The sequence below is a fragment of the Lacibacter cauensis genome (assembly GCF_007830055.1).
GTDB classification, from domain to species: Bacteria; Bacteroidota; Bacteroidia; order Chitinophagales; family Chitinophagaceae; genus Lacibacter; species Lacibacter cauensis.
Genome location: NZ_VLLE01000004.1, coordinates 259835 through 286155, shown reverse-complemented (window position 1 = coordinate 286155; position 26321 = coordinate 259835). Strand labels below are relative to the sequence as shown.

Genomic DNA, 26321 nt, shown 5'->3' with positions numbered 1-26321 from the left:
GCTTATGAGCAAGGGTGCTTTATTTCAATCTTTTTTCTGAGAGGAAGCTGCCTGTGCTGGAGAAAATAGCCTGCCAGCGTTCTGCACCCAACCAAAATTTTACCTTATAGGTATTCCCATCTTCCTTTTGCCACTCAATTTCGCCGCCGGCAGTCGGGTATTTTGTTGTAAAAGCATTCATTACCGTTGCAGGCACACTCGCTGCAGAAATTGTGGCGCCTTTTGCTGAAAGAGAGTCGTCGGTAGAAGGCACTAGATCGTTTACTTGTGTACAGGAGCTGACGGTTAGAAATACAAGAATTGCAAGCAGGAGCTGTTTCATGATCGTTGATTTTTTTTGAATGATGAATGAAAGAACAGGGTAAAACTAGATGCCTGCTGAGCAGGGAACAACCGAAATGTACTGAACAGGAATTTTCGGCCGATAAGCGAGTTAAAAACGGATGCCAGCCATTTTAGACCATCGCTCAATTGGTACCGAATTCATTTGCAATGGCAGTTCCTTATGTCTTGGACAGCCAAAGACATATTCGGACATCAAAGGACGCTGATATGGAATCTTGGGCCCTTTTTTACAGCTCAACCAATTGTTAGCAAACAAAAAAACAGTCTCTCGTCCAAAAGACAGGCTGGATATTCCGGAACTCGAAAAAATCAAGGCTGAACGCATCAAAATGGGCCTCGACCAGCCTGAATAACTTTTTTCTGTATTCCTTTCACCAGAACCCCCAATTTCACCCGCCACTCCTTATCTTTGCGCCAAATTTTAGATAGGCTATGCGTCTTATGAGCTTCAAATCCTTACTGGTAGCGGTTTTCAGCGGATTTTTTCTTTTAACGGCAACTTCGGTTGTGGCGGGCGAACCCGGCCATGGCGAGGAAGGCAAAGAGGCCAACGTAGATGTTACCAAGGTTATCCTGGAACATATCCGTGACGATCATAGCTGGCACCTGTGGGGCCACACCTCTATTCCTTTACCTGTTATTCTTTATTCTGATAAAGGGTTGGAAGTATTTTCATCAACCAACCTGGTAGATGAACACCACGAACCTGCAGTTTACAACGGCAACTACGCTTACAAAACCTTCGAAGGAAAGATTAAAGTGGTAGATGAGGCTGGCGCAATCAATGAAGAGGCAACTGCTAAAGTTTGGGATTTCTCCATTACCAAGAACGTAGCTTCCATGTTCCTCAGCGTAACATTGATCCTCGTTATCTTCTTAAGTGTGGCCGCATCGTACAAAAAGCGTGGTGTTAAAACAGCCCCTAAAGGTTTACAGAGTTTTCTTGAACCATTGATTCTGTTTGTGCGTGACGAAGTAGCAAAGCCAAACATTGGCAAGCACTATGCGAAGTACATGCCTTTCCTGTTAACGGTGTTTTTCTTTATCTGGATCAACAACATGATGGGACTGATTCCTTTCTTCCCCTTCGGTGCCAACCTCAGCGGTAACATTGCGTTTACCATGACATTGGCGTTGTTTACGTTTGTTCTGGTGAACTTTAAAGGCAACAAAGATTACTGGAAGCACATTTTCTGGATGCCCGGCGTACCGGTTCCAATGAAAATCTTCCTGATGCCCATTGAATTACTCGGCGTATTTACCAAGCCCATTTCACTGATGATTCGTTTGTTTGCAAACATCACAGCGGGCCACATTCTTGTACTCAGCTTAATCTGTTTAATATTCATTTTTAAATCTGTTTGGGCATCGGCAATGGCTGTTCCTTTTGCGGTATTTATTAACGTTATTGAACTGCTGGTAGCGTTTTTACAGGCGTTCATCTTTACCATGCTCAGTGCTTTGTACATTGGTATGGCTACAGAAGAACATCATCACGAAGCGCATCATTAATCAACGTTTTTTGTAACAATTAAAATACAAACTATGGTAGGAAGTATTGCTGCAATTGGTGCAGGTTTAGCGGCTATCGGTGCTGGTATCGGTATCGGTCAAATTGGTAAAGGTGCTGTTGAGGGTATCGCTCGTCAGCCAGAAGCTGCTAACGACATCCGTGCAAACATGATCGTTGCTGCTGCGTTCGTAGAAGCGGTAGCGCTGTTTGCGGTGGTGGTTGCTCTGCTGGGTAACAATCCTCAGTAATTGCAAAATTCATTACAGGTCTTGAGCACAGGGCGAGAGACCTGTAAATTTTTAAATTGACTAAATCGTTTCACAATATGTTTTTTCTCGAAGTAAATCCGCTGGTGTTACCCGATATCGGGCTTGTTGTATGGAGCACATTGGCATTTTCAATTGTATTATTTGTTCTGAGCAAATTCGCCTGGAAACCGATCATGAAATCAATTCGTGAAAGGGAAGATTCTATTGATGAATCGCTGGCAATGGCCGAAAAAGTAAAATCTGAAATGGCGCAGCTGAAAAACGAAAACGAAGTGTTACTGGCGAAAGCCCGTGAAGAAAGAGCACAGTTGCTGAAAGAAGCCCGTGAAACAAAAGATAAGATCATCAACGAAGCGAAAGAGCAGGCGAAAGTAGAAGCCAATAAAATCATTACTGATGCACAGTTGGCGATTACACAACAGAAGATGGCTGCTATTACAGAGGTGAAGAACCAGGTAGGTAACCTTGTAATTGAAGTAAGTGAAAAGGTGTTGCGTCGTGAGTTAGCCAACAAGGGCGATCAGGAAGCATACATCAACAACCTGGCAAAAGAAATTAAGTTAAACTAAGAAAAAAGGTAAAAGGCAGAGGGTTTAGGGTTTACGACCTTACACCTTTCTCCTTATAGCTTCAACCATATTAATTATGCAGAATCCCCGTCTCGCAACCCGCTATGCAAAGTCACTGGTAGTGCTCGCACAGGAGCAAAACCAGCTCGATGCTGTACATGCAGACATGAAGTTCCTGAAGGATGCATGCAAACAAAGCCGTGAGTTAACGAATTTGTTGCGCAGCCCTGTTATTAAAAGCGATAAGAAGAGCAGTATTGTGAAAGAAGTAGTGGGTGATAAAGTATGTGCTTTATCGGCTGCATTCATCAACCTGCTTATTCAGAAAGGACGTGAAAGCAACCTGCCTGAAATTGCTGCTGCAGTAATTGAGCAGTACAACGAAATCAAAAACATTCACCTTGTAAAACTCACAACTGCAACCGCTGCAAGTGAAGAGTTAAAGCAAGCCATCATCAGCAAAGTAAAAGCAGATGCTGCCTTGCAGAATGTTGAATTGGAAACTGTAGTTAACGATGGTATCATCGGCGGTTTCCAGCTCGAATACAAAGGCAACCTTATTGATGCAAGTATTGCTCGTGATCTGCGTGATATTCAGAAGCAGTTTCAAAAAAACATTTACGTACAAAACATCCGATAATAAAACTTTTTAAAATAAAGCGTCATGGCAGATATTAAACCAGATGAAATTTCGGCGATACTTCGCCAGCAGTTAAGCAACTTCAACATAGGTGCTGACCTGGAAGAAGTAGGCACAGTATTACAGGCGGGCGACGGTATTGCCCGTGTTTATGGATTGAACAACGTTCGCTACGGTGAGCTTGTTGAATTTGAAAACGGCGTACGTGCCATTGCCCTTAACCTTGAAGAAGACAACGTAGGTGTGGTATTGATGGGTGAAGGCAAAGACATCAAAGAAGGTTCAAAAGTGCGTCGTACTTCACAAATCGCTTCTATTAAAGTGGGCGAAGGTATGAGCGGCCGTGTTATCAACGTATTGGGCGAACCAATCGATGGTAAAGGTCCAATCACCGGCGATTTGTACGAAATGCCTTTAGAGCGTAAAGCTCCTGGTGTAATTTTCCGTGAGCCGGTAAAGGAACCATTACAAACCGGTATCAAAGCCATCGACGCCATGATTCCTATCGGTCGTGGTCAGCGTGAGTTGATCATCGGCGACCGCCAGACAGGTAAAACTGCTATTGCGATCGATACCATTATTAACCAGAAAGAATTCTTTGATGCTGGAAAACCAGTATACTGTATTTATGTAGCGATCGGTCAGAAAGCTTCTACCATTGCCGGTGTAATGAAAACATTGGAAGATAATGGTGCTATGAAGTACACTACCATCGTTGCAGCTTCTGCAAGTGATCCTGCTCCTCAGCAGTTCTACGCTCCTTATGCGGGTGCTGCATTGGGTGAGTACTTCCGTGATACCGGACGTCCTGCATTGATCATTTATGATGATCTTTCAAAACAGGCGGTAGCTTACCGTGAGGTATCTCTTCTGTTGAAACGTCCTCCTGGTCGTGAAGCTTATCCTGGTGACGTATTCTATCTCCACAGCCGTTTGCTCGAGCGTGCTGCGAAAGTGATCAACGATGATAATGTAGCGAAGAACATGAACGACGTACCAGACAGCATCAAGCATTTGGTGAAAGGTGGTGGTTCGTTAACTGCATTGCCAATCATCGAAACTCAGGCTGGTGACGTATCTGCATACATTCCTACAAACGTAATCTCTATCACAGACGGTCAGATCTTCCTTGAATCAAACTTGTTCAACGCAGGTATCCGTCCGGCGATTAACGTGGGTATTTCTGTAAGCCGTGTGGGTGGTAACGCACAGATCAAATCAATGAAGAAAGTTGCCGGTACATTGAAACTTGACCAGGCTCTTTACCGTGAGTTGGAAGCATTCTCTAAGTTTGGTGGTGATATGGATGCTGCTACTAAAGCGGTAATTGATAAAGGTGCACGTAACGTGGAAATTCTGAAACAACCGCAGTACACTCCGTATACAGTAGAAAAGCAAATTGCAATCATCTACCTCGGTACAAACGGTTTGTTGAACACTGTTCCTGTACGTAAGGTGAAAGAATTTGAAGAACATTTCTTACTGGAAATGGAAAACAAACTACCGGAAGTACTGGCTGAGTTTAAGAAAGGTGGTTTACCTGAAGATGGAATTAAGAAAATGGTGGAACTTGCCAACACATTAATTCCTCAATACAAAGCTTAATAAAACGCTTTATAAAACTGAAAGGGAGCCTATTGGCTCCCTTTTACTTTTCATGGACCAGCGTTTTACAATGAATATGTTTGTTAGCAACAGCCAGTTTAGTCTTTTAAAAATTTCAAAGTCGAGATGATGTTGTTGGCAACTTTTCTGCCCTGCCAAAAACCTCTTTCAATGGAGATGCGGTAGTGAATGCCGCCATATAATCTTGACCATCCTGCTTCTTCACCTGCTTCACGAAAAGAGTTGAACTGACGTGGCTGAAGCTTGGAACCATCAGGCAGAACCATATTGTAAAATGTACTGTCGGTGAATGCATGATTATCGCCAAAAATAGCAGTCATAGCTTCTGCATTGGCTGCAGATAAAGTAGCATGTCCTGCAGGATATTCAGGATGAGGAGCTCCCAGCAAAGAAGTAAATGGTTGACCGATCACATCATCATAATTGAACGGACGTGCAAGCAAGTATTTGTATTTGTCTTGCCATGTACTGATGGTGATATCAACATCAATAATACCACCTAATGCATACGCAAGTGCTGCCACATCAAGACTCGGTTGTTCTTTTTGTAAAACCTGTTTTAAAATACTTACATAATGACCCGGTGTACTGGTGCCTGGAAAATCTCTCCACCAAAAAGCCATGTTGTACTCATTTGTTCCGGGTGCCGGTTTTGCATGAATTACTTCGAGCGTCATGCTTGCAAGTTCTTCGTATGGAGGTGGGGGAAGTGCGGCATCTTCTCCACTTGTGGCAACCATGCGACGTAAGTTTCCAATGTAAGGCAGGCTGTGCACAGGCATTGGGTTGGGCGCTGTCCAGTAAATGCCACCCGATTTTCCAACAGGCGAAGTGTAGGCGTTGTTTACATTTTGATACCCGTCTGTTTCCGACCAGTTAAATACAGCTTCTGCAACCGCTTTGCCAAATGCCACTGAGCGTTCAATGATTGCGGCATCTGCTTCAGCAGAATAGTGTACAAGAAGCGTTGCTTCAAGGTTGTCCATTTCTGCTTTTTTTTCTGCAGTTGCATTAGGGAAGAGCTTTTTGTTCATAAAAGCTAATGCGGCGTTGGCACTTGCCGCCCAATGATACGCAAGGCCTGGTTTTGTTTTTGGTAAACCGCTCAATCCGTTTAACTGCGATGCAATGGATTGGTAAGCCGGCATGCCCGGAACAACTGCTTCGTACAAAGCAATGCCGCTGTATGCATAGTGGCGTGAGTAAGCGACATTACCAATGATGCCGGGGTAAGCCCGCATCTGTTTTACTTGCATATCCATCCAATGAATAGCAACATCCGAAGAGAAGGTTTTGGTTTGTTGAAGGTGACCCTTGAGCTGCACGTTTTTTGCAGCAATTGCTAAGGCTGATGCATCATTTGTAGCAGAAATTTCTTTCTGACAGCCAATAAAAAGAAAAGCGAGCGAAACAAAAGCAGAGAGAAAAGCAAAGTTCTTTTTCATAATGAAGTGTTTTGTTGATGAGTATATGTTAGTGCTTTGGTTAGTTACTGTTTATCCTTTGTAAGTAATGCTAAAAGGAAGCCTGGAATTGTTGTAAAACCTAAGTATGCTGCAGAGGCAGATGCTGCATCTGCAATTTTCCTTTTAGTCAATTCTTCGGCTTCCTGTTTATGCGGCTATTTTCAGAACTGTTTTTTACGCAAACAAGGTAGAGTTGGGCCAACATGAAAAAAAACTGCAATCGCTAAACGAACGCATACACAGAAATACTGCAGTAAAGATGAGGCTGATGGTTTTTGGCTAAAGAATAGGTTGTTTGTCGTAAATACCTGCTGTTTGTCTAATTGATGGCAACGCACTATTATGAACCAAGGCAATTGTTTAACTTGGTAATGCAAAAAATGAACGACTTCCTTTACAACGATTTTATTTTCTCTTCCCGCTATCGGTTATGGCGGCATTTATTGTATTGGACATTTCATGTTTCAATATGGGCTGCATTTTGGGTAGTGATGGGCGTTCCGCTTTCGTATGGACGACAGCTGATCAATATGGTGATGTGGGTGCCTGCATTTATCTTGTTTGGTTATCCATTGGTGTATGGAGCTATTCCGCATCTTTTATTAAAAGGAAGAGTGTGGCAGTTCTTGCTGTTTGTTTTGTTTTGGGGAGTTGTTGGGTTATATATTGATGCGGGGTACAGAGGCTATGTATTAATTCCGGCGCAGGAGGCAATGGGCTTAGATAATATTTTGCCGAGAGGACCACTTGCTTTCTGCTACTTGTGTATGACTACTTCTGCAGCAAGCCCGATGATCATCAAGTTTTTCAAATTATGGACGACTAAACAAAGAGATTGGGTGCGTGCTCAACAGGAAAAAGCAACAGCCGAGTTGCAGTTGTTGAAGGCGCAGGTGCATCCGCATTTTCTATTCAACACACTCAATAATATTTATTCCTTTTCACTTGATAACTCACCTAAGACGCCCGGTCTTATTTTAAAGTTATCATCGTTGCTCAGTTACATGTTGTACGATTGTAAAACGGATGAAGTACGTCTTGAAAAAGAAATCGACATCATGAAAAACTACATTGATCTTGAAAGAGAGCGGTATGGAAATAAAATTGAAATATCGTGGAGTGTGGAAGGCGAAATAAAAGATAAACTGATAGCTCCTTTGCTGTTGTTACCCTTTTTGGAAAATGCGTTTAAGCATGGTGTTTCGGAACAACTGGAAAAACCGTGGCTGGGAGTAGATATATCTGTAAAGCATGGAACACTGCGTTGCAAAATTGCGAACAGCAAAAACGAGCATGTACCCCAAAGCAAACAGGGTATTGGAATTGATAATGTGAAAAAACGCCTGTCGTTGATTTATCCCGGAAAACATGAGTTAAAGATTAACGATGAGGGTAGTTTTTTTGTAGTGTCAATGATGCTGGTTTTAACGGATGAAATGGAAGTGGCAGTACAACCGTCTGCTGAATTGTATATCCCTCAATCAATACAGCATGAAACTTCGTTGCCTGCTTATCGATGATGAGCCACCTGCATTAAAAGTATTAGCCAATTATATTGCCTCCATCAGCGGACTTGAAATAGTTGGGCAATGCAGAAATGCTATTGAGGCATTGGATGTATTGAAACACAAAACAGTAGATGTTATTTTTCTTGATATTAAAATGCCCCGCATCATTGGTACAGAGTTTTTACGCAATCTGGCGCACCCGCCGAAAGTAATATTTGTTACAGCCTATCGTGAATATGCAGTTGATGGTTTTGAGCTGGATGCTGTTGATTACCTTGTTAAGCCGGTTTCGTTCGAACGTTTTTTTAAAGCTATCACAAAGTTGAATCGTTTAACGGGGCAGGAGACCACAACGGTAACCGGCGAAACAATGAACCCGGCTGCTTTTGTTTACCTGAAAGTGGATAAGGATATGAAGAAGATTTTTGTAAACGAGATTGAGTTTATCGAGAGCTGGAAAGATTATGTGATGGTTTTCCTTGCCGGAGGCAAGCATTTCCTGGTGAAGCAATCCATTACAGCGATGGAGAATTTGTTATCGGAACATAAATTTATGCGGGTGCACCGCTCGTACATTGTTTCATTAAGTAAAATAGCCGGGTACAACGGCCTGTCTGTTCAGTTAGCCGAAAAAGAAATTCCCATAGGCCGGCTATACAAACAAACCGTACTCGAAAAGTTACAAGCAAGATAACATGCTTGTAACTGTTTATATAAAAGAAGAGCAGATGAGTTGAATTACCGCAACTTCTTTACCATTTTATAATGCGGTATAGTAAGTTGCAAAAATTCTTCGCCTTCTATTTTGTAACCCTGTTTTTCAAAAAAATGGCAGGTTGTTTTTCTTGAATGCATCATCATGGTTTTATAACCACGGTCACGTGCAATATTCTCGGCAAAATTCATGAGCGAAGCTCCAATACCTTTACCCTGCAAATTATTCTGTACGGCCATTTGGCGTAAACGAACAACATTATTATCAATATGGGTAAGAAAACAACAGCCCAGCATTTTCTCTTCTTCAAAGGCTGCAATTAAAATATCATTCTTTTCTTTTTCCAGTTCCTCCTCTGTAAAATTGAGCCCAAGCGGTTTCCGCAGTATCTCGTACCGCAGGTTCACCATTTGCCTGTGTTCCGCTGTTCCGTAGTCAATTTGTTTTAATGCCATAAGTAAGTTTAAGCAGGGAAAACAAGTTACATTTTTTTATCTAAAAACAAACAGTTGTACTCGAATCAAATAAACAGAACCAATTTCAAATGGCCGTTTTTGACCTGAATATAAAAAAGCCTTGTAACCTGTTGATTATTATTTCGTTAACACATTTTTGAAGGAACGCTTGTGAATTGGTTAAAAACTCTATTTTTGCAACCTGTAACCAAATTATTACGACAATGTCAGACATCGCAGCAAGAGTAAAAAAAATCATCGTTGACAAGTTAGGTGTTGAAGAATCAGAAGTAAATCCTGAAGCTTCTTTTACCAATGATCTCGGAGCTGATTCATTAGACACAGTTGAGCTGATCATGGAATTTGAAAAAGAGTTCAACATCTCTATCCCCGATGAACAAGCTGAAACCATCACAACTGTTGGTCAGGCAGTAGCTTATTTAGAAGAACACGCTAAGTAATTCATCACTGAACCATTTCAGTGTAATTCATTTTTTCCCCAGGCAACTTACTTATGGATCTTAAAAGAGTAGTAGTTACCGGAATTGGCGCCCTTACACCATTAGGCAAAACTCTTGATGAATATTGGGAGGGATTGACTAATGGTGTTTCTGGTGCTGATTTCATTAAGCAGTTCGATTGTTCTAAATTCAAAACAAGGTTTGCCTGCGAGGTAAAAGATTTCGACGCAACAACCTACCTCGATAAAAAAGAAGCAAGAAAGATCGATCGTTTTACTCAGTTTGCACTGGTGGTAAGTGATCAGGCTGTAAAAGATGCAGGCATCAGCAAAGAAAATGTTGATGTTGATCGTGTTGGCGTCATCTTCGCCAGCGGTATCGGCGGTCTTATTACATTCCAGGAAGAAGTAGTGAACTTTGCCAACGGCGATGGTACACCACGTTTCAACCCTTTCTTCATTCCGAAAATGATCCTAGATATTGCCGCCGGGCAAATATCCATGCGTCATGGATTCCGTGGTCCCAACTTCGCTGTTGTTTCTGCATGCGCTTCATCAACAAACGCTATCATTGATGCCTACGATAATATTCGCCTTGGTAAGGCTGATATTATTCTAACAGGCGGTAGTGAAGCAGTTGTAAGTGCTGCAGGTGTGGGCGGTTTTAATGCCATGAAAGCATTGAGCGAACGCAATGATGATCCTGCTACTGCAAGCCGTCCGTTCGATAAAGATCGTGATGGTTTTGTAATGGGCGAAGGTGCCGGTATGCTGGTACTCGAGAGCCTGGAGCATGCATTGAAGCGTGGCGCCAAGATCTATTGCGAAATTGCAGGTGGCGGTGCTACTGCCGATGCGCATCATATCACTGCTCCACACCCGGAAGGTTTAGGTGCTAAAAATGTAATGACAGCTGCATTGAAAGATGCAGGATTACAGGCATCTGATATCGATTATATTAATGTACACGGAACTTCAACACCGTTAGGCGATATCGCAGAAACAAAAGCCATTCTGAGTGTTTTTGGCGAACATGCTTACAACCTCAACATCAGCTCTACTAAATCAATGACAGGCCACTGCTTAGGTGCGGCCGGTGCATTGGAAGCTATTGCTTGTGTAATGAGTGTGGTACACGATATTGTTCCGCCAACAATCAACCACTTTACCGATGATCCGGAGCTGGACCCTAAACTTAATTTTACGTTTAACAAAGCACAAAAGCGTACCGTTCGTGCTGCGTTGAGTAATACATTTGGTTTTGGCGGCCACAATGCCTCTGTGATTGTAAAGAAATATTCCTGATTTCCTTAGATTTGTCAGAACATCAGCCATAAAACAGTTTTGTTATAGGATAATGATGTACTTTTCAGTCTATGGTGCGGAATTTTGTCCGGCAAATATTACCAGCTAAGAATAAGTTTGAAAGTAACCTGCGCAATATTTTAGGTTACAGTCCCGGCGACGTTAAGCTTTACAAAACCGCCCTCAGCCATCGTTCCATTAAAGAAGGCAGCGATCAGAATAACGAGCGTCTTGAATTTTTAGGCGATGCTGTTTTGAGTGCAGTAGTAGCCGATTATCTTTTTAAAAAATACCCCTACAAAGGCGAAGGTTTTTTAACGGAAATGCGCAGCAAGATGGTGAACCGTGCCACGCTCAACGATATTGCTGTGCGTATGGGACTGAAAAAAATTACACTTTACAACAAGGGCGATAATTCATTGAAAGTATCGCAGATTTTCGGTAATACATTAGAAGCTTTACTGGGTGCCATTTATCTAGATTTAGGTTATAAAAAAACACAACGCTGGATTGTAAAGAACGTAATCGTTCCATACCTGTTTATGGAAGACCTGGAAGCGTTAGAGATCAATCATAAAAACAAACTCTATGGCTGGGCCAATAAAAACGGTAAAAACCTGGAGTTTGACACCATTGATGAACGCCTTGAAAACGGCCGGCGTTTGTTTACGATTGGTGCAGTAGTCGATGGCGAAGTAATTGCAGAAGGCAAAGCCTTTAATAAAAAAGATGCCAGCCAGATAGCAGCACAGGCAGCCGTAGAAAAACTCGGTATTGCCTGATTATATCAATAACAGGAAGATTAAAAAAGCTCAACAAATTTTGTTGAGCTTTTTAGTCGCAGAGAGGAAGGGATTCGAACCCTCGATGCAGTTTCCCGCATACACACTTTCCAGGCGTGCTCCTTCAACCACTCGGACACCTCTCTTTATTGGGGCAGCAAAAATACAGTTATCACTTTGAGCTGCCGAATAATTTTTCAGCGTTCATTGTTGTTTGTGCGGCTATTTCTTCTACCGGCCTTTGCATTATTTCGGCCATCTTCTCCACCACATATTTTAGATAAGAAGGTTCGTTACGTTTACCTCTAAACGGTACCGGCGATAGGTAAGGTGCATCGGTTTCTAAAACAAGATATTCTAATGGAATCGAAGGCAATACTTCTGCAAGTCCTGATTTTTTATAGGTAACAACGCCGCCAATGCCCATTAAAAAACCAAGGTCTATAATTTGTTTTGCTTCTTCAACAGACCCGCCAAAACAATGGAAAATGCCCCGGAGCTTTCCATTCTGGTATTCTTTTACAATGTCAATACAATCCTGCATGGAATCCCGGCTGTGAATAACAATGGGCAGGTTTAACTCCAATGCCCAGCTTATCTGTTGGCGAAAAGCATCTTTTTGCTGCGGTACAAATGTTTTGTCCCAGTAATAATCCAGGCCAATTTCACCCACAGCGGCAAAAGAGCGTTTCTGCAACCAATCCTGCACAAGCTTTAGCTCATCAGCTGCATTTTCTTTTACATAGCAGGGGTGAAGCCCCATCATGGGTATGCATTTGCCGGGGTATCGGTCAGCCAGGTTCAGTAAATCGTCGATGGAAGTACTATCAACATTGGGTAAATAAAACTGTTCTACGCCTTCTGCCGCTGCTTTCTGCAGCACTTCGTCAATATCAACTTTAAACTCTTCGAGATAAAGATGGGTATGGGTATCAACTATTGTCATAAAATGCAAAAATAAGCCCTTCGGCTCAGGTACTTTCCTGTTCTTTGAGGCGTTAAAGCAAGAGCATTTTGAAATTATTTTAACAGCCTTTAAACCAACGAACCGCTGGAAGGTCTTTGTAGTGTTCAGTTTTTAGACATTAACCAATAAAACAAAAGCGTATATCATGAAAACAAGTCTTATCACAAAAAGCACATTGGCAGTTTTGCTGTTAGGTGCGTTTACGTTTACTGCCTGTAAAAAGGAAGCCAGTAAATCTGCCGAAGAAGAGCAGGCAACTGTAGAAAGCACCGAAAATAACAGTGAAGCCGATGCAGTTTATGACGATGTGTTTAATAATACAATGGGTATTGGTGCTGAAGCAAACGGTGAAAGTTTAGGTATTACCGGTGGCGTAGGCGTATTTGGCCGCATAGAAGGAGGAAGCTATTCCGGTCGTGTAGACAGTACACGTTGTTTTACCGTAACTGTTAGTCCCTTAACGCCCGGTGTATTCCCTAAAACCGTAACTATTAGTTTTGGCGATGGCTGTAAAGGAAAGGATGGCAGGGTTCGCAGAGGAAAAATAATTACAGTGTTTACAGGCCCAATGGGCATCCCCGGCAGCAAAGCCACAACCACTTTCGAAAACCACAAAATTGACAGTGTAAAAGTGCAGGGGGTGCACGAAGTAACCAATAACAGTACCAGCAATAACCGCATCTTTACCACCAAAGTAATTGAGGGTAAGCTCACGTGGGACAGTGGTCGCTGGGTTAAATGGGCCAGCGTACGTACAGTAGCACAAATTGAAGGTAACGGTACACCATTATGGCCTTTGGATGATATTTTCTCTATCACAGGCGGTGGCCGTGGCGAAAACAGCCGTGGCAAAACCTGGAGTCATGAAACATTGGAACCACTCATTAAAAAATTCACCTGTAACTGGATTTCGAAGGGCGTTCTCCGCATCAGATATAACGATATCAATGGAGTACTCAACTTCGGTGATGGCCGTTGCGACAATAAAGCGGAGCTTACCATTAATGGAAATGTGAGAATCATTACGCTCCCGTAAGAAAAAACACTTGCATCTGATAAAAGAAATTGTACCTTAGCAAAAGTTTTCATAGGGTACGGATTAAAAACGGGCCAGGGTTTCCACCCCGGCCCTCCTTTTTTAACTCATTCTCAAGGAATTACTTCAAACCGATAGCCTCTCTCTGCAAAGTATTTCAACGTTTCGGGCAACGCATAACGAAGATTCGGGAAAGCCTTCTCACTATCATGAAACACCACGATACTTCCTTGTTTTGCATTCTTTCTTACAAACCGGAAACATTTTTGCGGGCTGATCTGTGTATCAAAGTCGGCACTTAAAACACTCCACATAATGATTTTAAACGGAGGATTTGCTGCTTGCAATACTTTCGCCTGGAAGGGTTTGATTTTTCCATAGGGCGGACGGAACAAATCCGAATCGATCCACTTGGCCGCTTCTTTTACATTGTTAAGCCATACTTCATCCTTAGTATGAAAGCCGTTGAGGTGATCGTGTGTATGATTGCCTATACGATGTCCCTCTAGGAAAATCCTTTTATACAACTCCGGTTCCTGTTGTACATTATTGCCGATGCAAAAGAAAGTGGCTTTGGCGTTATACTTTTTCAATTCATCCAAAACAAATGGCGTTGCAAGTGCATTAGGCCCATCATCGAACGTGAGGTAAAGGATTTTTTCCTTTGTTGGTATACGCCAGGTAAGTTTCGATGGAAACAACATGCGTAACCACCAGGGAGTTGTTGCAATGTATAGCATAGGTTGAAGTTAGTGTACAATAGAGAAACCTGTAACCTGTATTAAAACGCCCTTATAAAAAAAGCGTTTTCCTTTCTTCGCCAGAAAAGCAGGCTGCGTTTCGGACTGCAGCATTTCGTTGGCATAGGCAGCTTCTTTGTTATGATTGGTTGCAGCTGCAGCGCCAGTAAGAATTGCTTCTGTACCATACTTTTCTAACAGGCCGGGTAGTGTTTGATAGAACAAGGATGTACTGATGAATACATCGGCACCAAGAATTTTATTTCCTGTCGATGCAATGATACCCACGATGCTGCTGTCTTTTCGGCGAAGTTCCTGTAAAAAATAGCGGCTGTAGTAATTTGAAGTATCGGCAATCTTTTTATTCTTAAGCAATGTTGCGTACGATGAAGAAGCTGTTTGATTATTTTGTTTCAGCAAGCGACGAATTTCATCCCATACTTTTGTTTGGTTATGTGCTGTATCAATAATCGCCTGTAAACCACTGCCTGTTGTTCCCCGGTAAATGAATTTCTTTTCTTTTTCGCTCCAGCGGCTTTCTTCAATACAGAATACAGGCACAAGATGTTCTTTGCCCGCAGCAAGCACCGTATCTCTTGCAAATACACGATCCTGTCTTCCGCCCATTACAATTTCACCACTTTTAATAATTAGGTCTTTACCGCTTTTATTTTCAATCAAAAGAACATTGATGTTCTCAATCATGTAATCGCCACGCTCTTTCAGTTTAACAGAACCATTGGCCATTCCGGATTTAAGACTTATGGTAACAGATGTGTTATACAAACTGTCGGTTGCAGGCTCAAATCGCTTGATGGGAATGAGTTTTAAGTTGCGGTATATAACCGCACTATCGTACTCAACAACAAGCTGTGGTATCTGAAATTCGGTTTGTGCATGCGCCGATGTTGTAATGCACAGGAAGAAAAGAAAAATTAGTTGTTTGATCATTTAAGAATATGAAGATAAAGAAATGAGCAGCTTTCGAGGTTTGCTGTTTTACACTTTATCTTTGCCGCATGAGTGTACGAGTACGTTTTGCCCCGAGTCCTACGGGCGGTTTGCATTTAGGCGGTGTACGCACCGTGTTGTATAACTATTTATTTGCGAAGCATCATGGCGGCGAGTTTGTGTTGCGTATTGAAGATACCGACCAGACACGTTTTGTACCTGGTGCCGAAGAGTATATTTTCAACTGTTTAAAATGGTGCGGCCTGCAGCCCGATGAAAGTCCTGCGCATGGCGGCCCTTATGGTCCATACCGCCAGAGTGAGCGCAAAGAAATGTACCGGCAGTACGCAGAAAAGCTGGTGGCAGATGGGTATGCGTATTATGCCTTCGACACCAAAGAAGAGCTGGAGCAGATGCGGGAAGAAAATAAAACAGAAGAAAACCCTTCGCCGCAATACGATCATCGGGTGCGTATGAAAATGCGCAACAGTTTAACCTTAACTGAACCTGAAGTAAAAGCATTGCTCGATGCAAACGCACCACATGTGATCCGCATTAAAATGCCGCAGAATGATGTTGTAAGCTTTACCGATATGATTCGTGGTGAGGTGAATTTTCAAACCGGATTGGTAGATGATAAAGTGTTGCTGAAAGCCGATGGTATGCCGACCTATCATTTAGCAGTGGTGGTAGATGATTATTTAATGAAGATCACCCACGCCTTTCGTGGTGAAGAGTGGTTGCCCAGTGCACCGGTGCATTTATTGTTGTGGAAATATTTGGGATGGGATGCTTATATGCCGCAATGGGCGCACTTGCCATTGATACTTGGACCAAGTGGAAAGCTGAGCAAACGTGATGGGGCTAAATATGGCTTTCCTGTTTTTGCCATGAACTGGACCGACCCTAAAACAAATGAATTAACCGAGGGGTTTTTTGAAAGGGGATTTTTACCAGAAGCATTTGTAAATCTGCTTGCAGTACTTGGCTGGAACGATGGTACTGAAAAGGAACTGTACAGTATGGATGAACTGATAGCTAGCTTTGATATGAAACGTGTACACAGTGCAGGTGCAAAATTCGATTACGAAAAAGCAAAATGGTTTAACCAGGAATGGATCAAACGCATGCCGGCGGAAAAATTACATGTACAGGTAGCAGGTTATTTTTTAAGTGCAGGTATTGCGGTTGATGATATTGAAAAGCTGGATAAAGTAATTGAATTGGTAAAAGATCGTTGTACGTTGTTGCCCGATTTTGTACAACAGGGTGGTTTCTTCTTTAAAGCCCCCGAAATACTGGAGCTTGATGCTGTAAAGCCTAAGTGGAGCGATGAAAAGAAACTGTTTTTTAATGAGTATGTAGATGTGTTAAAAACTGTTGGCACATGGGAGTTTACCGTAATTGAAAATGTATTTAAAGAACTGGCAACAGCTAAAAATATAAAGCCCGGTGAATTGCAGTTGCCGATGCGCATTATGTTGGTGGGTGGAAAGTTTGGCCCGGCTGTGTTTCAAATAGCAGAGGTCATTGGTAAAGAAGAAACCGTGAAGCGTGTAGAGTACGCCTTGAGTTTACTATGACACGTTCATCGATTTTAAAACGGCTGACACATTTGTGTCAGCCGTTTTTGTTCTGTACAATCGGTTTTATTTATTCTTTAATCTTGTTGTCAGGTTTTCGAAAGTCCATATTGTAATTTACGCATTAGCGGTTATCTTAACTGTATGAACCTAAACAAATCGCCTTGGCCATTTATTTGCTTGCTTGCAATCATCAAATTTGCATTGCCTTTTTTTCTGCAACATCCTGTTTACGAATTACACCGTGATGAGTTTCTGTACCTCGAACAAGGTCATCACCTTGCGTGGGGTTATATGGAAGTACCGCCGATGCTGTCGTGGTTATCTTACTTAACGCATTTGTTTGGTGGCAGTTTCTTTTGGGTAAAATTCTGGCCATCGTTGTTTGGTGCGTTTACTCTTATTGTAACCTGTTACATGGTGGTAGAAATGGGAGGGAAATCGTTTGCAGTTTTTGTAGCCGGTTTGTGCATCCTGTTTACAGCATATCTGCGTTTACACTTTTTATTCCAGGCAAATTTTCTGGAAGTCTTCTGGTGGGCAGTAAGTGCGTATTTCATTATTCGGTATATAAACAGCAAACAAGTGAAATTTCTTTACTGGATCGGTTTCGCTTTTGGCTGTGCGTGGCTAAGTAAAAATTCAGTTTCATTCTTCATTCTTGGTTTTGCCGTTGGGTTGTTACTGACGCAATACCGCTCGTTGCTGTTGAACAAACATTTATACGGCGCAGGATTGTTGGCTTTTGTAGTTGCATTACCCAATTTGCTGTGGCAGTACAATCATAACTGGCCATTGCTGCATCACATGAAAGAGTTGCGGGAAACGCAGCTGCAATTTTTAAGTCCGGTTGATTTTTTAACAGGACAAATATTCATGTACTTCACCGCATTTTTTATTTGGGTAATAGGGTTGTTGTGGTTGTTTACAACAGCAGGAAAGCAATACCGTATACTCGCTTGGATATATTTAACGGTGATTGTTTTACTGGTTATCTCCAGCGGTAAAAATTATTATTCCATGGGGTTGTATCCCATGCTGTTTGCTGCCGGATCAGTGGCATTGCAGCAATGGACGACTGTAAAATTAAAATGGCTACGATGGGCTGCTGTTGCTGTTATTCTTTTTCTTGCAGGCTTTACTTTGCCCATGGCCATGCCTTTGTGGGAGCCGGATAAACTGGCTGCATATTATAACGAGCGTGATGTGGAAGGAACGGGGATGTTGAAATGGGAAGATCAACATAACCACTCACTGCCACAGGACTTTGCCGATTATTTGGGCTGGAAAGAAATAACAGAAAAGACGGAGAGATTTTATGAATCGCTACCACAAAAAGAAAAGGACAGTACAATTATTTATTGCCGCCATTACGGATTGGCCGGAGCATTGAAATATTATGGAAAAGATGAACAATTCAAATTGAAAGTGATCAGCGATAATGGTTCGTTCCTGCATTGGATACCGAACGATATTGCATTTAAACATCTGCTCTTTGTTGGCCGGCGAATGCCCGATGCAGATGATGAAGTGTTTCAGCATTTTCAAAAAGCAACGATCATCGATTCGGTTACCTACAAACATTCCCGTCAGCTGGGCGATAAGGTGATCTTTTTTGAGAATGCAGATTCGCTGGCGTCAAAACTTGCAGCCGAAGGATTGAACCAAATGAAACAGGAGTTCAGCAGGAAGAAGTTATAATTACAGTCGTTAGTCGATATTGCCTAAATTCGCAGCATAACATTGCTGTATGAACAGACCCGTACGAGTTCTCGTTGCAAAAGTTGGATTAGATGGCCACGATCGTGGTGCTAAAGTAATTGCCACTGCCTTGCGTGATGCAGGAATGGAAGTGATTTATACAGGGCTTCGCCAAACGCCTGAAATGGTGGTGAATGCTGCCCTGCAGGAAGATGTGGATGCAATTGGCGTAAGTATTTTAAGCGGTGCCCACATGACTGTTTTTCCTCGCCTGTTACAACTAATGAAAGAAAAAGAAATGAATGATGTGTTACTTACAGGTGGCGGCATTATTCCCGATGAAGATGTACATGCATTAACAGGTATGGGCGTGGGTAAATTATTTCTGCCCGGCACCAGCACACAGGATATTGCAGCCTACATTAAACAATGGGTTGCACAACACCGTAATTTCTGATTACTCTTTTAAACTTGTTATATGAATTTTGAAACATTATTGACGTCGTTAGAAGATGGTGTTTTTATTATTACCATCAACCGTCCCGATAAATTAAATGCACTCAATAAAACAGTAATCGAAGAGTTGAGTGTTGCTGTTGATGAAGTGTATACTAATGCTGCAATTAAAACTGCCATCATTACCGGTGCCGGACCAAAAGCATTTGTTGCAGGAGCAGATATTTCGGAGTTTCTTTCGTTGGATGCAAGTGCCGGTGAAGCGTTGGCAAGAAAAGGGCAGGAGCTGGTGTTCAATAAAATTGAGCAATCGCCCAAACCAATTGTGGCTGCAGTTAACGGCTTTGCTTTAGGAGGTGGTTGCGAATTGGCGATGAGCTGCCATTTCCGTTTGGCGAGTGAAAATGCTAAGTTTGGTCAGCCGGAAGTGAATCTGGGATTAATACCCGGTTATGGTGGTACACAACGACTCGTGCAGCTAATTGGTAAAGGAAAAGGTCTTGAATTAATGATGACGGCTGCGATGATAGACGCCAACGAAGCAAAACAGCTGGGCCTGGTAAATTATGTTACAACAGCTGAAGAGTTATTGCCCAAAACCAAGGAACTGCTGGCAACGATCATGAGTAAAGGGCCCAATGCCATTGCAAAAGTAATTAGTGCCGTGAATGCATATTATGATGTTGCACAAAATGGATTTGATGCTGAGATAAAATTATTTGGCGAATGTTTTGGTACTGATGAAATGAAAGAGGGCGTTGGGGCATTTTTGGAAAAGAGGAAAGCGAAATTTTAATGTAATAAAACGGGGAGCATTTGCTCCCCGTTTTTATTTACTGTTCTACGTCTTGTTCGTTGATGTAATATGCTTCTATTTCCGCAATCTTCGTTGTTCCTTTTTGTTCCAATATGGTTAACTCAACTGTGTTAATATTAACGGCAGGAAAAGTGAGGATGCGTTTTCTGCCAATGGTAGTACCGGTTATCTCTTTTATCAACTTGTCATCTTTGTCAAATAATAACAGTTTAAAGACTGCACATTGCTGACCGTTGCGCAAATCTTCTTTCAGTACAATACAATTTATTTTTTTGTTTTCTTTTAATTCAACGCCGGCCGAATGTATTTCGGTCGCTTCCATTGTAACAGTTGTGGCCGACTTACCATCGCTTAATGCAGGAGTTTTTTTCAAAATACCGGAATGTAGATAATAGGTTGCTGCGTTTTGCAACAAATTAGTTTTGAACGATTGCTGACGCAGCTTGCGAAAGCCAACCAGTGCAGCCGAATCATTTGCGTGAAATTTCCCTCTTCTGTCGGGCGGTATATTCAACAATAAAGTGGCTCCACGTCCAACTGATTTTACATACAGTTGAAATAATTCTTCAGCTGATTTTACCTTGTTATCTTCTTCTGCATGATAAAACCAACCTGGCCGAATACTTACATCGCATTCTGCAGGTATCCAATGTGTGCCATATTTGTTACCGCTGTTCAGTGTATCAGTTGGTGGTGCTCCAATACCGGGTGTAAATCCATCAATGTTTAACAGATTCCAGTTTGTTATCCCTGCAATTCCTTTTTCATTTCCTACCCAGCGAACATCCGGACCAACATCGCTGAACACAACCGTTGTGGGCGATAGTTTGCGAACTGTTTCTTTGAAACGTTTCCAGTCGTACAGCTGTTTTTTGCCATTTGGGCCTTCGCCATTCGCACCATCCCACCACAGTTCGGTAATCGGTCCGTAATTGGTAAACAGTTCTTTCATCATGTTTACAAACACATCATTGTACTTTTCAGTGCCATAGTCGGGGTGGTTACGATCCCACGGTGAAATGTACACGCCGAAATTCAATCCAAATTCTTTGCAGGCCTGTGAGAGTTCTTTCAGCACATCGCCCCTGCCGTTTTTCCATTTGCTTTCACGAACGGTATGTTTGGAATATTTGCTGGGCCACAAACAAAATCCATCATGATGCTTCGCTGTAATAATAATGCCGGTTGCTCCCGCTTGCTTGGCGATGCGGCACCACTGGCGGCAATCCAGTTCAGCAGGATTAAAAATATCCTCCGGTTCATCACCATGTCCCCATTCCTTATCGGTAAACGTATTCGGACCAAAGTGTGCGAAAAGATAATATTCTGAGTTATGCCACTTCAGTTGTTGCGGAGTGGGCACCGGGGTTGCTTTTTGACCAAAACTGCTGGCAGCAAGGCCAACGCAAACGACTGCGGAAAAAATGATTTTTATCATATGAATTGAATACCCAAATTACGGAAACCAACTCAGTTAACACCTACCTTTGCCGCACTTTCCGAACTTACAAAAATCATTTACTATGAGCTTCAGAATTGAAAAGGATACAATGGGAGAAGTGAAGGTTCCCGTTAACGCTTATTACGGGGCACAAACCCAACGCAGTATCGACAATTTCAAAATTGCACAGGACATTAACCGCATGCCAAAAGAAATTATCCGTGCATTTGCTTATCTGAAACATGCTGCAGCTATAACCAATAACGAGGCTGGTGTGTTACCAAAGAAAAAAGCTGTACTCATTGGTAAGGTGTGTAAAGAAATTTTAGATGGTAAACTCGATGAGTTTTTTCCGTTGGTTGTTTGGCAAACGGGAAGTGGCACACAAAGTAACATGAACGTAAACGAAGTAATTGCGTATCGTGGTCATGTGTTAAATGGCGGTAAACTGGAGGATAAAGAAAAATACCTGCATCCGAACGATGATGTAAACAAGAGCCAGAGCAGTAATGATACGTTCCCAACTGCCATGCACATTGCAGCATATAAAATACTGGTTGAAACAACCATTCCAGGTATTGAAAAGCTCCGCAACACGCTCGATAAAAAAGCGAAAGCATTTAAAAAAGTCGTGAAGATCGGCCGTACACATTTTATGGATGCAACTCCGCTCACTTTGGGACAAGAATTCAGTGGTTATGTTTCACAGCTCGATCACGGCTTGAAAGCGATTAAAAATACATTGGCTCACCTGAGCGAACTGGCATTAGGTGGTACTGCTGTTGGTACTGGTATTAATACACCGCCCAACTACGATGTAAATGTAGCGAAGCATATAGCAAAACTCACCAAGCTTCCGTTCAAAACAGCAGATAACAAATTTGAAGCATTAGCAGCACACGATGCTATTGTGGAAGCGCATGGTGCATTGAAAACTGTTGCAGTAAGTTTAATGAAGATCGCTAACGATATCCGTATGTTGAGCAGTGGTCCACGCAGCGGTATCGGCGAAATTTTTATTCCTGACAACGAACCGGGGTCATCCATTATGCCGGGTAAAGTAAACCCAACACAGTGCGAAGCGTTGACCATGATTGCTGCGCAGGTGATGGGTAACGATGTTTCAATTAACATTGGCGGATCGATGGGGCATTTTGAATTGAATGTGTTTAAGCCTGTAATGATTTACAACTTCCTCCACAGTGCAAGATTAATTGGAGACGGTTGCGTAAGCTTTAATGATAAATGCGCTGTAGGTATTGAACCAATTGAAGCAAATATTAAAAAACATGTGGAGAACAGTTTGATGCTGGTTACTTCACTTAACACGAAGATTGGTTATTACAAAGCAGCAGAAATTGCACAGAAAGCGCATAAACAAGGAACTACATTGAAAGAAATGGCAGTGAAACTTGGTTATGTTACTCCAGAGCAATTTGATGAGTGGGTAGTTCCGGCAAACATGGTAGGTAAAATTTAATCTGTAAGTACATAACATAAAAAAGGAGAAGCTTGCTTCTCCTTTTTTATTTATTCGTAGTTGCAATAGTAGTCAGGTTCCGAACTGATTTCTTCAGCTGTAACTACCTTTTTCAAATTAAAAGTTTGTTCGCCAAAAAACAATTGGTACAGCCTGGATGAATTAGCTGCAACTTCTTCCCGTAACAAATACAATCCATTATCGCAGGGCAGCAGGTTTCTTTTCGGAGAAAATACATCTGCAAGAAAGGAAGCCGGAATAAACAACTTTTGCATAAAGACAAATTTCAAGTTAAAAACGAAAAAATCCCGGTGCAGGTTCGCCCGGGATTTTGTTTTAACAGTAGTTTATTGTTTTACAAGTTTTGTTTTCTGGTTAATATTTTTACCTGTAACATCCAGGTAGTATAAGCCAGATGGCAAACTGTTTACATTCAATTCAAGGGTGTTTCTGCCTTTTATTAACCGAATGTTTTTACTCATCACGACACGTCCGGTGTTATCAGAAATTCGTAACTGAGCCATTTCTTCGGTTGTACTCAAAACCATTACAGTTGCATTATTAACAACAGGATTCGGTTGTATGGTGACAAAAGCTTTGGTAAAGTTTTCAAACGATACAGGCACCACATTTGTGTACTTCGCACTGCCATCTTTGTCTGTAATTTTAATACGATAGTAAACAGTACTTGCAAATGCTGCAGCATTGATATCGGTAAACTGGTATTCAATTTTTTCATTTGCAGTACCTCTTGCGTCTACTGATCCAAATGCTGAAAAACTAATATTGTTACTGCTTCTTTCAATAACATAACGTTCAACATTTTGCTGATCTTCAACAGTCCACAACAGTTTTGCATTATTACCAACTGCAGTTGCTTTAAATGTAATAACATTGGCAGGTAATGTTGCAGAAGTAGACATAAAGTAGAAAGTAGAAAAAGAGCTGATATCAGACTGAATGGCGTAGCCATAAGTGCCATGTGTATAGCGACCGGTAATTGTTTGTGAGGTTGGGGTAGCTGATAAAGCATTTCCACAACCATCGTTGTTTTTGAAAATACCAATATCATTGATGCCACTTACACTGCCACCGGTTGATGTGATCATATCCTGCAACTCGTTTTCAGTAATGTATAAACGCACACTTACATTCGATGATGGTTGGTTTTGTACATTGATGGTAATATTCCGGTTCATGTATTTTACTCCGCCAGCTATTTGGCGTGCTGCACCTGCTTTCGTATAAAACGAAGAAGTAACATTTCCAAGGTTATTCCCGTTAGCATCAATTTCTGCCACAACATTTCCATCAGGTCCTGTAATAGGCACCCATAAATTATTATTTCCATTTTCTGCATTAATTGTAACAGCAGTTCCTGTAGCACAGTTGTTTAAGTTACCTGCATCAATAGGAATACTGGTGGGAATTGTACTTGTGAAAGGTGCTGTACTTGCTGGATTATATCCGAGGAACTCATATCTAATTACACAACCGAGACAGCTTCCTACTGTGGCAGGTGGACTGCCAACTGTTGCCGCAGAGCTTGCAGGGGAACGGTCCATTGCAAGGAAAATCTCCCTTCCGTTTGGTGCAAATGCAATGTCTCTGTATCGGTTGCCACTTTGGAAATAAGTAACGGTATCAGCTCCCGCAACTGGAATAACTGCAGTACCCGCATCATTTAGTTTCAAACGTATCGTACGACCCCATTTTAAACCTGCAGCCAGTAATGAGTTTTTCCAACCCGGAATGTATGTATGTGTGTAAAGGTCTAAGCCTGACCATCCTTCTGAGTGCCAAGTTGCATTATTTGATGTTGTAGCTGCACTCCATATTGAAGACACAGTTCCAGTACCCGTTCCGGGATAAGCCGAAAAAATTGGGTCTTTGTATGCGCCGTACAAACTTGCATTGGCATTGATAGCATTTGCATTCGCCATTTCATTCCCGATAGGGGGAGCGCTTGATGCAGCGGATGCTTGGCCTTTTGTGGGATATGTTCCGTCCGTCCAGCCATAAGGAACACCAACAGTGATACTGGTACTTAAGCCGGGTGTTGTTGTGCCATTATAATTACCATCTGCTGCGTAGCCCACAACCAATGGATGCCCATAGTTTTTAAAACCTTCAATAATATTTATTTCATCATCACTGAATGGGCCATGAGAAGAACCATATAAAATATTTAATTCAGGATTGTATGCAAATCCTTGGTTGTTTCGCATACCTATACTCCAAACTGCACTTTTGCCAACAATCGGGGCAACATTATTGTAAGGGTTACTATCGGGTATCCATTTTTGATTACCAGTTCCCGAACAGGAATCCGATAAGGCAAAACGTAAAATTTTTCCTTCATAAGCGTTTAGGTGTTGTGCCTTCATTGGTCTTACAATATTCAATGTTGGGTATTGTTGTCCTGCACCCATATCACCTGCAGCATAGAATAAATAGTAATCATTGCCTCCTTTTGTCATTGGAGTAATGATCATTCGTTGCGAATTATGATCCTGACTGCCCGGAATGGTATCGCATATTGAAACAGGCGATTCCAGTTTGTTCGTGGAAGTATTATAGAAGAATCGTACAATACGATTCACAAATACTGCCGTAGAAGGATTGCTGTGGACATAAGATATATACACATAATTCTGTGGAGAGCTTGGATCCAAAAACTTTGGATGTAAGGCCATGCCGGCAAAACCTCCCTGTGCACCTGCGCCATTATTAAATTGGCAGTTGAATGCCTGATCGGCTGGTGAAGAAAAGAAGGTGCTGTTTTGTGAAATATCTAACACAACTTGTTTTGCACCAGTAACAGGATGGATTCTGTTGAGCTTATAACCTTTTGCTTCAGTAACCCACAAGTAATTATCAGGGCCGTATGTTATTTCCCATGGATCAGCTAGCAGACTTGCTCCAGATAAGATCGTTTGTCTGTACACTTCATTCATCTTTCCTGCAGTGATGTTTGTGCTGCCGGGTGAAGAAACAAGGATGCTAAAGTTATTACTCGCAGCTCCTGCAGTAGGAGCGGTTGAATATGCAGCTGAAGAATATACTCTGATAAAATATTCAGTTGAAGGTAATAAACCATCACTTATTGTTAATTGATTCTGGCCACATGCAATGCTTGTTAAACTGGTACAATTGCCTGAATACAATTGAATCATTGCTCCATTTGCATTTAATGTAGCTCCGGGAGTTACAGTAATGCTGGCATATCTCTGAGTGGTACCGGTTGTAAACTTATACCACACATCATCATCCGGTGTGCCTGTTGCGCAACCAACTGCTGTTCCACTTGCTGTGGCGTTTGACAAGTTGCCGGCACTATTTGTTGTTCCGGCGGTTAAAGTAATAGCCCCCGAGCAATTGTCGTTCGCAGGAACAGCTGTGTAAGAAACACAAACGGTATAATTCCAACTGTTTGCTGCGCCACCTGTGGGATTAGTTGTACTATATACACGAAACAAATATTCAGTATTTGGGC

Annotated in this window: 25 protein-coding genes and 1 tRNA gene; 16 read left to right on the top strand and 10 right to left on the bottom strand. The window is 42.0% G+C overall.

The genetic code is table 11. From position 1 onward, the window contains the following. Window positions 1-19: 19 nt before the first annotated feature. Window positions 20-322, bottom strand: coding sequence for a hypothetical protein (locus tag IQ13_RS11360; protein WP_144886496.1), 303 nt, complete (start codon window positions 320-322; stop codon window positions 20-22). A 455-nt stretch (window positions 323-777) separates the two neighbouring features. Between IQ13_RS11360 and atpB the strand changes: the two genes are divergently transcribed. The 5 genes from atpB (at window position 778) to atpA (ending at window position 4941) form a co-directional block, all read left to right on the top strand. Next, complete coding sequence (gene atpB / locus IQ13_RS11355; protein WP_144886495.1) at window positions 778-1857, top strand: F0F1 ATP synthase subunit A; 1080 nt, start codon at window positions 778-780, stop codon at window positions 1855-1857. 33 nt (window positions 1858-1890) lie between these two features. Further along, window positions 1891-2106 (top strand): ATP synthase F0 subunit C, encoded by a 216-nt coding sequence (gene atpE, locus IQ13_RS11350; protein ID WP_144886494.1) that lies wholly within the window; start codon window positions 1891-1893, stop codon window positions 2104-2106. Between the two features lie 77 nt (window positions 2107-2183). After that, window positions 2184-2696, top strand: coding sequence for a F0F1 ATP synthase subunit B (atpF, locus tag IQ13_RS11345; protein WP_144886493.1), 513 nt, complete (start codon window positions 2184-2186; stop codon window positions 2694-2696). Window positions 2697-2772: 76 nt separating this feature from the next. Then, on the top strand, window positions 2773-3336 hold the full coding sequence (gene atpH, locus IQ13_RS11340; RefSeq protein WP_144886492.1) for an ATP synthase F1 subunit delta: 564 nt from the start codon (window positions 2773-2775) through the stop codon (window positions 3334-3336). A 24-nt stretch (window positions 3337-3360) separates the two neighbouring features. Beyond that, complete coding sequence (gene atpA / locus IQ13_RS11335; RefSeq protein WP_144886491.1) at window positions 3361-4941, top strand: F0F1 ATP synthase subunit alpha; 1581 nt, start codon at window positions 3361-3363, stop codon at window positions 4939-4941. 98 nt (window positions 4942-5039) lie between these two features. Here the strand turns inward: atpA and IQ13_RS11330 are convergent, their stop codons facing one another. After that, on the bottom strand, window positions 5040-6407 hold the full coding sequence (locus IQ13_RS11330) for a vanadium-dependent haloperoxidase (protein WP_144886490.1): 1368 nt from the start codon (window positions 6405-6407) through the stop codon (window positions 5040-5042). Between the two features lie 401 nt (window positions 6408-6808). Here IQ13_RS11330 and IQ13_RS11325 point away from each other — a divergent pair, with 401 nt between their 5' ends. Both IQ13_RS11325 and IQ13_RS11320 read left to right on the top strand, forming a co-directional pair. After that, the gene (locus IQ13_RS11325) at window positions 6809-7948 is read left to right on the top strand and encodes a sensor histidine kinase (protein WP_158637377.1); all 1140 of its coding nucleotides are present in this window, start codon (window positions 6809-6811) and stop codon (window positions 7946-7948) included. Further along, a complete protein-coding gene (locus tag IQ13_RS11320; protein WP_144886488.1) occupies window positions 7920-8630 on the top strand; it encodes a LytR/AlgR family response regulator transcription factor in 711 nt (236 codons plus the stop codon). Before IQ13_RS11325 ends, IQ13_RS11320 begins: the two co-directional genes overlap by 29 nt. Before the next feature lie 44 nt (window positions 8631-8674). Here IQ13_RS11320 and IQ13_RS11315 read toward each other — a convergent pair whose 3' ends face one another. Then, window positions 8675-9106, bottom strand: coding sequence for a GNAT family N-acetyltransferase (locus IQ13_RS11315; RefSeq protein ID WP_144886487.1), 432 nt, complete (start codon window positions 9104-9106; stop codon window positions 8675-8677). A gap of 224 nt (window positions 9107-9330) precedes the next feature. Between IQ13_RS11315 and IQ13_RS11310 the strand changes: the two genes are divergently transcribed. From IQ13_RS11310 to rnc, 3 genes are all read left to right on the top strand, one after another. Further along, the gene (locus tag IQ13_RS11310) at window positions 9331-9567 is read left to right on the top strand and encodes an acyl carrier protein (RefSeq protein WP_144886486.1); all 237 of its coding nucleotides are present in this window, start codon (window positions 9331-9333) and stop codon (window positions 9565-9567) included. A 53-nt stretch (window positions 9568-9620) separates the two neighbouring features. Then, window positions 9621-10871: a beta-ketoacyl-ACP synthase II gene (gene fabF / locus IQ13_RS11305; protein ID WP_144886485.1), complete on the top strand. Its 1251-nt coding sequence runs from the start codon at window positions 9621-9623 to the stop codon at window positions 10869-10871. Between the two features lie 71 nt (window positions 10872-10942). Then, a complete protein-coding gene (gene rnc, locus IQ13_RS11300; protein ID WP_144886484.1) occupies window positions 10943-11653 on the top strand; it encodes a ribonuclease III in 711 nt (236 codons plus the stop codon). 59 nt (window positions 11654-11712) lie between these two features. Here rnc and IQ13_RS11295 read toward each other — a convergent pair. Then, window positions 11713-11799: transfer RNA gene (locus IQ13_RS11295), tRNA-Ser, on the bottom strand. 26 nt (window positions 11800-11825) lie between these two features. Beyond that, window positions 11826-12599 carry a TatD family hydrolase gene (locus tag IQ13_RS11290; protein ID WP_144886483.1) on the bottom strand — a complete coding sequence of 258 codons (774 nt, stop codon included), beginning with the start codon at window positions 12597-12599 and terminating at the stop codon, window positions 11826-11828. Between the two features lie 166 nt (window positions 12600-12765). Between IQ13_RS11290 and IQ13_RS11285 the strand changes: the two genes are divergently transcribed. Then, entirely contained in the window at window positions 12766-13656 is an 891-nt protein-coding gene (locus IQ13_RS11285; protein ID WP_144886482.1) for a hypothetical protein, read from the top strand. Between the two features lie 113 nt (window positions 13657-13769). Here IQ13_RS11285 and IQ13_RS11280 read toward each other — a convergent pair whose 3' ends face one another. Further along, the gene (locus IQ13_RS11280; RefSeq protein WP_144886481.1) at window positions 13770-14396 is read right to left on the bottom strand and encodes a polysaccharide deacetylase family protein; all 627 of its coding nucleotides are present in this window, start codon (window positions 14394-14396) and stop codon (window positions 13770-13772) included. A gap of 9 nt (window positions 14397-14405) precedes the next feature. Next, on the bottom strand, window positions 14406-15347 hold the full coding sequence (locus IQ13_RS11275) for an ARPP-1 family domain-containing protein (protein ID WP_144886480.1): 942 nt from the start codon (window positions 15345-15347) through the stop codon (window positions 14406-14408). Window positions 15348-15415: 68 nt separating this feature from the next. Between IQ13_RS11275 and gltX the strand changes: the two genes are divergently transcribed. The 4 genes from gltX to IQ13_RS11255 all read left to right on the top strand — a co-directional run bounded on the left by gltX (window position 15416) and on the right by IQ13_RS11255 (window position 19883). Further along, window positions 15416-16930, top strand: coding sequence for a glutamate--tRNA ligase (gene gltX / locus IQ13_RS11270; RefSeq protein WP_144886479.1), 1515 nt, complete (start codon window positions 15416-15418; stop codon window positions 16928-16930). 144 nt (window positions 16931-17074) lie between these two features. Continuing rightward, entirely contained in the window at window positions 17075-18631 is a 1557-nt protein-coding gene (locus IQ13_RS11265) for an ArnT family glycosyltransferase (RefSeq protein ID WP_144886478.1), read from the top strand. Window positions 18632-18680: 49 nt separating this feature from the next. Beyond that, a complete protein-coding gene (locus IQ13_RS11260; RefSeq protein WP_144886477.1) occupies window positions 18681-19088 on the top strand; it encodes a cobalamin B12-binding domain-containing protein in 408 nt (135 codons plus the stop codon). Between the two features lie 21 nt (window positions 19089-19109). After that, window positions 19110-19883 carry an enoyl-CoA hydratase/isomerase family protein gene (locus IQ13_RS11255; RefSeq protein ID WP_144886476.1) on the top strand — a complete coding sequence of 258 codons (774 nt, stop codon included), beginning with the start codon at window positions 19110-19112 and terminating at the stop codon, window positions 19881-19883. Between the two features lie 37 nt (window positions 19884-19920). Here the strand turns inward: IQ13_RS11255 and IQ13_RS11250 are convergent, their stop codons facing one another. After that, window positions 19921-21342, bottom strand: a complete 1422-nt coding sequence (locus IQ13_RS11250; protein ID WP_144886475.1) for an alpha-L-fucosidase — start codon at window positions 21340-21342, stop codon at window positions 19921-19923. 85 nt (window positions 21343-21427) lie between these two features. On the opposite strand from IQ13_RS11250, the gene fumC reads away from it, so the two are divergent. Further along, window positions 21428-22825, top strand: coding sequence for a class II fumarate hydratase (gene fumC / locus IQ13_RS11245; RefSeq protein ID WP_144886474.1), 1398 nt, complete (start codon window positions 21428-21430; stop codon window positions 22823-22825). Between the two features lie 50 nt (window positions 22826-22875). Here fumC and IQ13_RS11240 read toward each other — a convergent pair whose 3' ends face one another. Both IQ13_RS11240 and IQ13_RS11235 read right to left on the bottom strand, forming a co-directional pair. Continuing rightward, window positions 22876-23100 carry a hypothetical protein gene (locus IQ13_RS11240; RefSeq protein ID WP_144886473.1) on the bottom strand — a complete coding sequence of 75 codons (225 nt, stop codon included), beginning with the start codon at window positions 23098-23100 and terminating at the stop codon, window positions 22876-22878. 72 nt (window positions 23101-23172) lie between these two features. Beyond that, entirely contained in the window at window positions 23173-26304 is a 3132-nt protein-coding gene (locus IQ13_RS11235; protein ID WP_158637376.1) for a PQQ-dependent sugar dehydrogenase, read from the bottom strand. Between the last annotated feature and the right edge of the window lie 17 nt (window positions 26305-26321).

What these genes read in the sequence shown, in the direction of transcription:
- IQ13_RS11310 (WP_144886486.1), top strand. Translation starts at nt 9,331, where the DNA reads ATGTCAGACATCGCAGCAAGAGTAAAAAAAATCATCGTTGACAAGTTA.
- gltX (WP_144886479.1), top strand. Translation starts at nt 15,416, where the DNA reads ATGAGTGTACGAGTACGTTTTGCCCCGAGTCCTACGGGCGGTTTGCAT.
- IQ13_RS11315 (WP_144886487.1), bottom strand. Translation starts at nt 9,106, where the DNA reads ATGGCATTAAAACAAATTGACTACGGAACAGCGGAACACAGGCAAATG.
- fabF (WP_144886485.1), top strand. Translation starts at nt 9,621, where the DNA reads ATGGATCTTAAAAGAGTAGTAGTTACCGGAATTGGCGCCCTTACACCA.
- atpB (WP_144886495.1), top strand. Translation starts at nt 778, where the DNA reads ATGCGTCTTATGAGCTTCAAATCCTTACTGGTAGCGGTTTTCAGCGGA.
- IQ13_RS11275 (WP_144886480.1), bottom strand. Translation starts at nt 15,347, where the DNA reads ATGATCAAACAACTAATTTTTCTTTTCTTCCTGTGCATTACAACATCG.
- IQ13_RS11360 (WP_144886496.1), bottom strand. Translation starts at nt 322, where the DNA reads ATGAAACAGCTCCTGCTTGCAATTCTTGTATTTCTAACCGTCAGCTCC.
- IQ13_RS11265 (WP_144886478.1), top strand. Translation starts at nt 17,075, where the DNA reads ATGAACCTAAACAAATCGCCTTGGCCATTTATTTGCTTGCTTGCAATC.
- atpF (WP_144886493.1), top strand. Translation starts at nt 2,184, where the DNA reads ATGTTTTTTCTCGAAGTAAATCCGCTGGTGTTACCCGATATCGGGCTT.
- IQ13_RS11260 (WP_144886477.1), top strand. Translation starts at nt 18,681, where the DNA reads ATGAACAGACCCGTACGAGTTCTCGTTGCAAAAGTTGGATTAGATGGC.
- rnc (WP_144886484.1), top strand. Translation starts at nt 10,943, where the DNA reads ATGGTGCGGAATTTTGTCCGGCAAATATTACCAGCTAAGAATAAGTTT.
- atpA (WP_144886491.1), top strand. Translation starts at nt 3,361, where the DNA reads ATGGCAGATATTAAACCAGATGAAATTTCGGCGATACTTCGCCAGCAG.
- IQ13_RS11240 (WP_144886473.1), bottom strand. Translation starts at nt 23,100, where the DNA reads ATGCAAAAGTTGTTTATTCCGGCTTCCTTTCTTGCAGATGTATTTTCT.
- IQ13_RS11285 (WP_144886482.1), top strand. Translation starts at nt 12,766, where the DNA reads ATGAAAACAAGTCTTATCACAAAAAGCACATTGGCAGTTTTGCTGTTA.
- IQ13_RS11250 (WP_144886475.1), bottom strand. Translation starts at nt 21,342, where the DNA reads ATGATAAAAATCATTTTTTCCGCAGTCGTTTGCGTTGGCCTTGCTGCC.
- IQ13_RS11290 (WP_144886483.1), bottom strand. Translation starts at nt 12,599, where the DNA reads ATGACAATAGTTGATACCCATACCCATCTTTATCTCGAAGAGTTTAAA.
- IQ13_RS11280 (WP_144886481.1), bottom strand. Translation starts at nt 14,396, where the DNA reads ATGCTATACATTGCAACAACTCCCTGGTGGTTACGCATGTTGTTTCCA.
- IQ13_RS11325 (WP_158637377.1), top strand. Translation starts at nt 6,809, where the DNA reads ATGAACGACTTCCTTTACAACGATTTTATTTTCTCTTCCCGCTATCGG.
- atpH (WP_144886492.1), top strand. Translation starts at nt 2,773, where the DNA reads ATGCAGAATCCCCGTCTCGCAACCCGCTATGCAAAGTCACTGGTAGTG.
- IQ13_RS11330 (WP_144886490.1), bottom strand. Translation starts at nt 6,407, where the DNA reads ATGAAAAAGAACTTTGCTTTTCTCTCTGCTTTTGTTTCGCTCGCTTTT.
- fumC (WP_144886474.1), top strand. Translation starts at nt 21,428, where the DNA reads ATGAGCTTCAGAATTGAAAAGGATACAATGGGAGAAGTGAAGGTTCCC.
- atpE (WP_144886494.1), top strand. Translation starts at nt 1,891, where the DNA reads ATGGTAGGAAGTATTGCTGCAATTGGTGCAGGTTTAGCGGCTATCGGT.
- IQ13_RS11255 (WP_144886476.1), top strand. Translation starts at nt 19,110, where the DNA reads ATGAATTTTGAAACATTATTGACGTCGTTAGAAGATGGTGTTTTTATT.
- IQ13_RS11320 (WP_144886488.1), top strand. Translation starts at nt 7,920, where the DNA reads ATGAAACTTCGTTGCCTGCTTATCGATGATGAGCCACCTGCATTAAAA.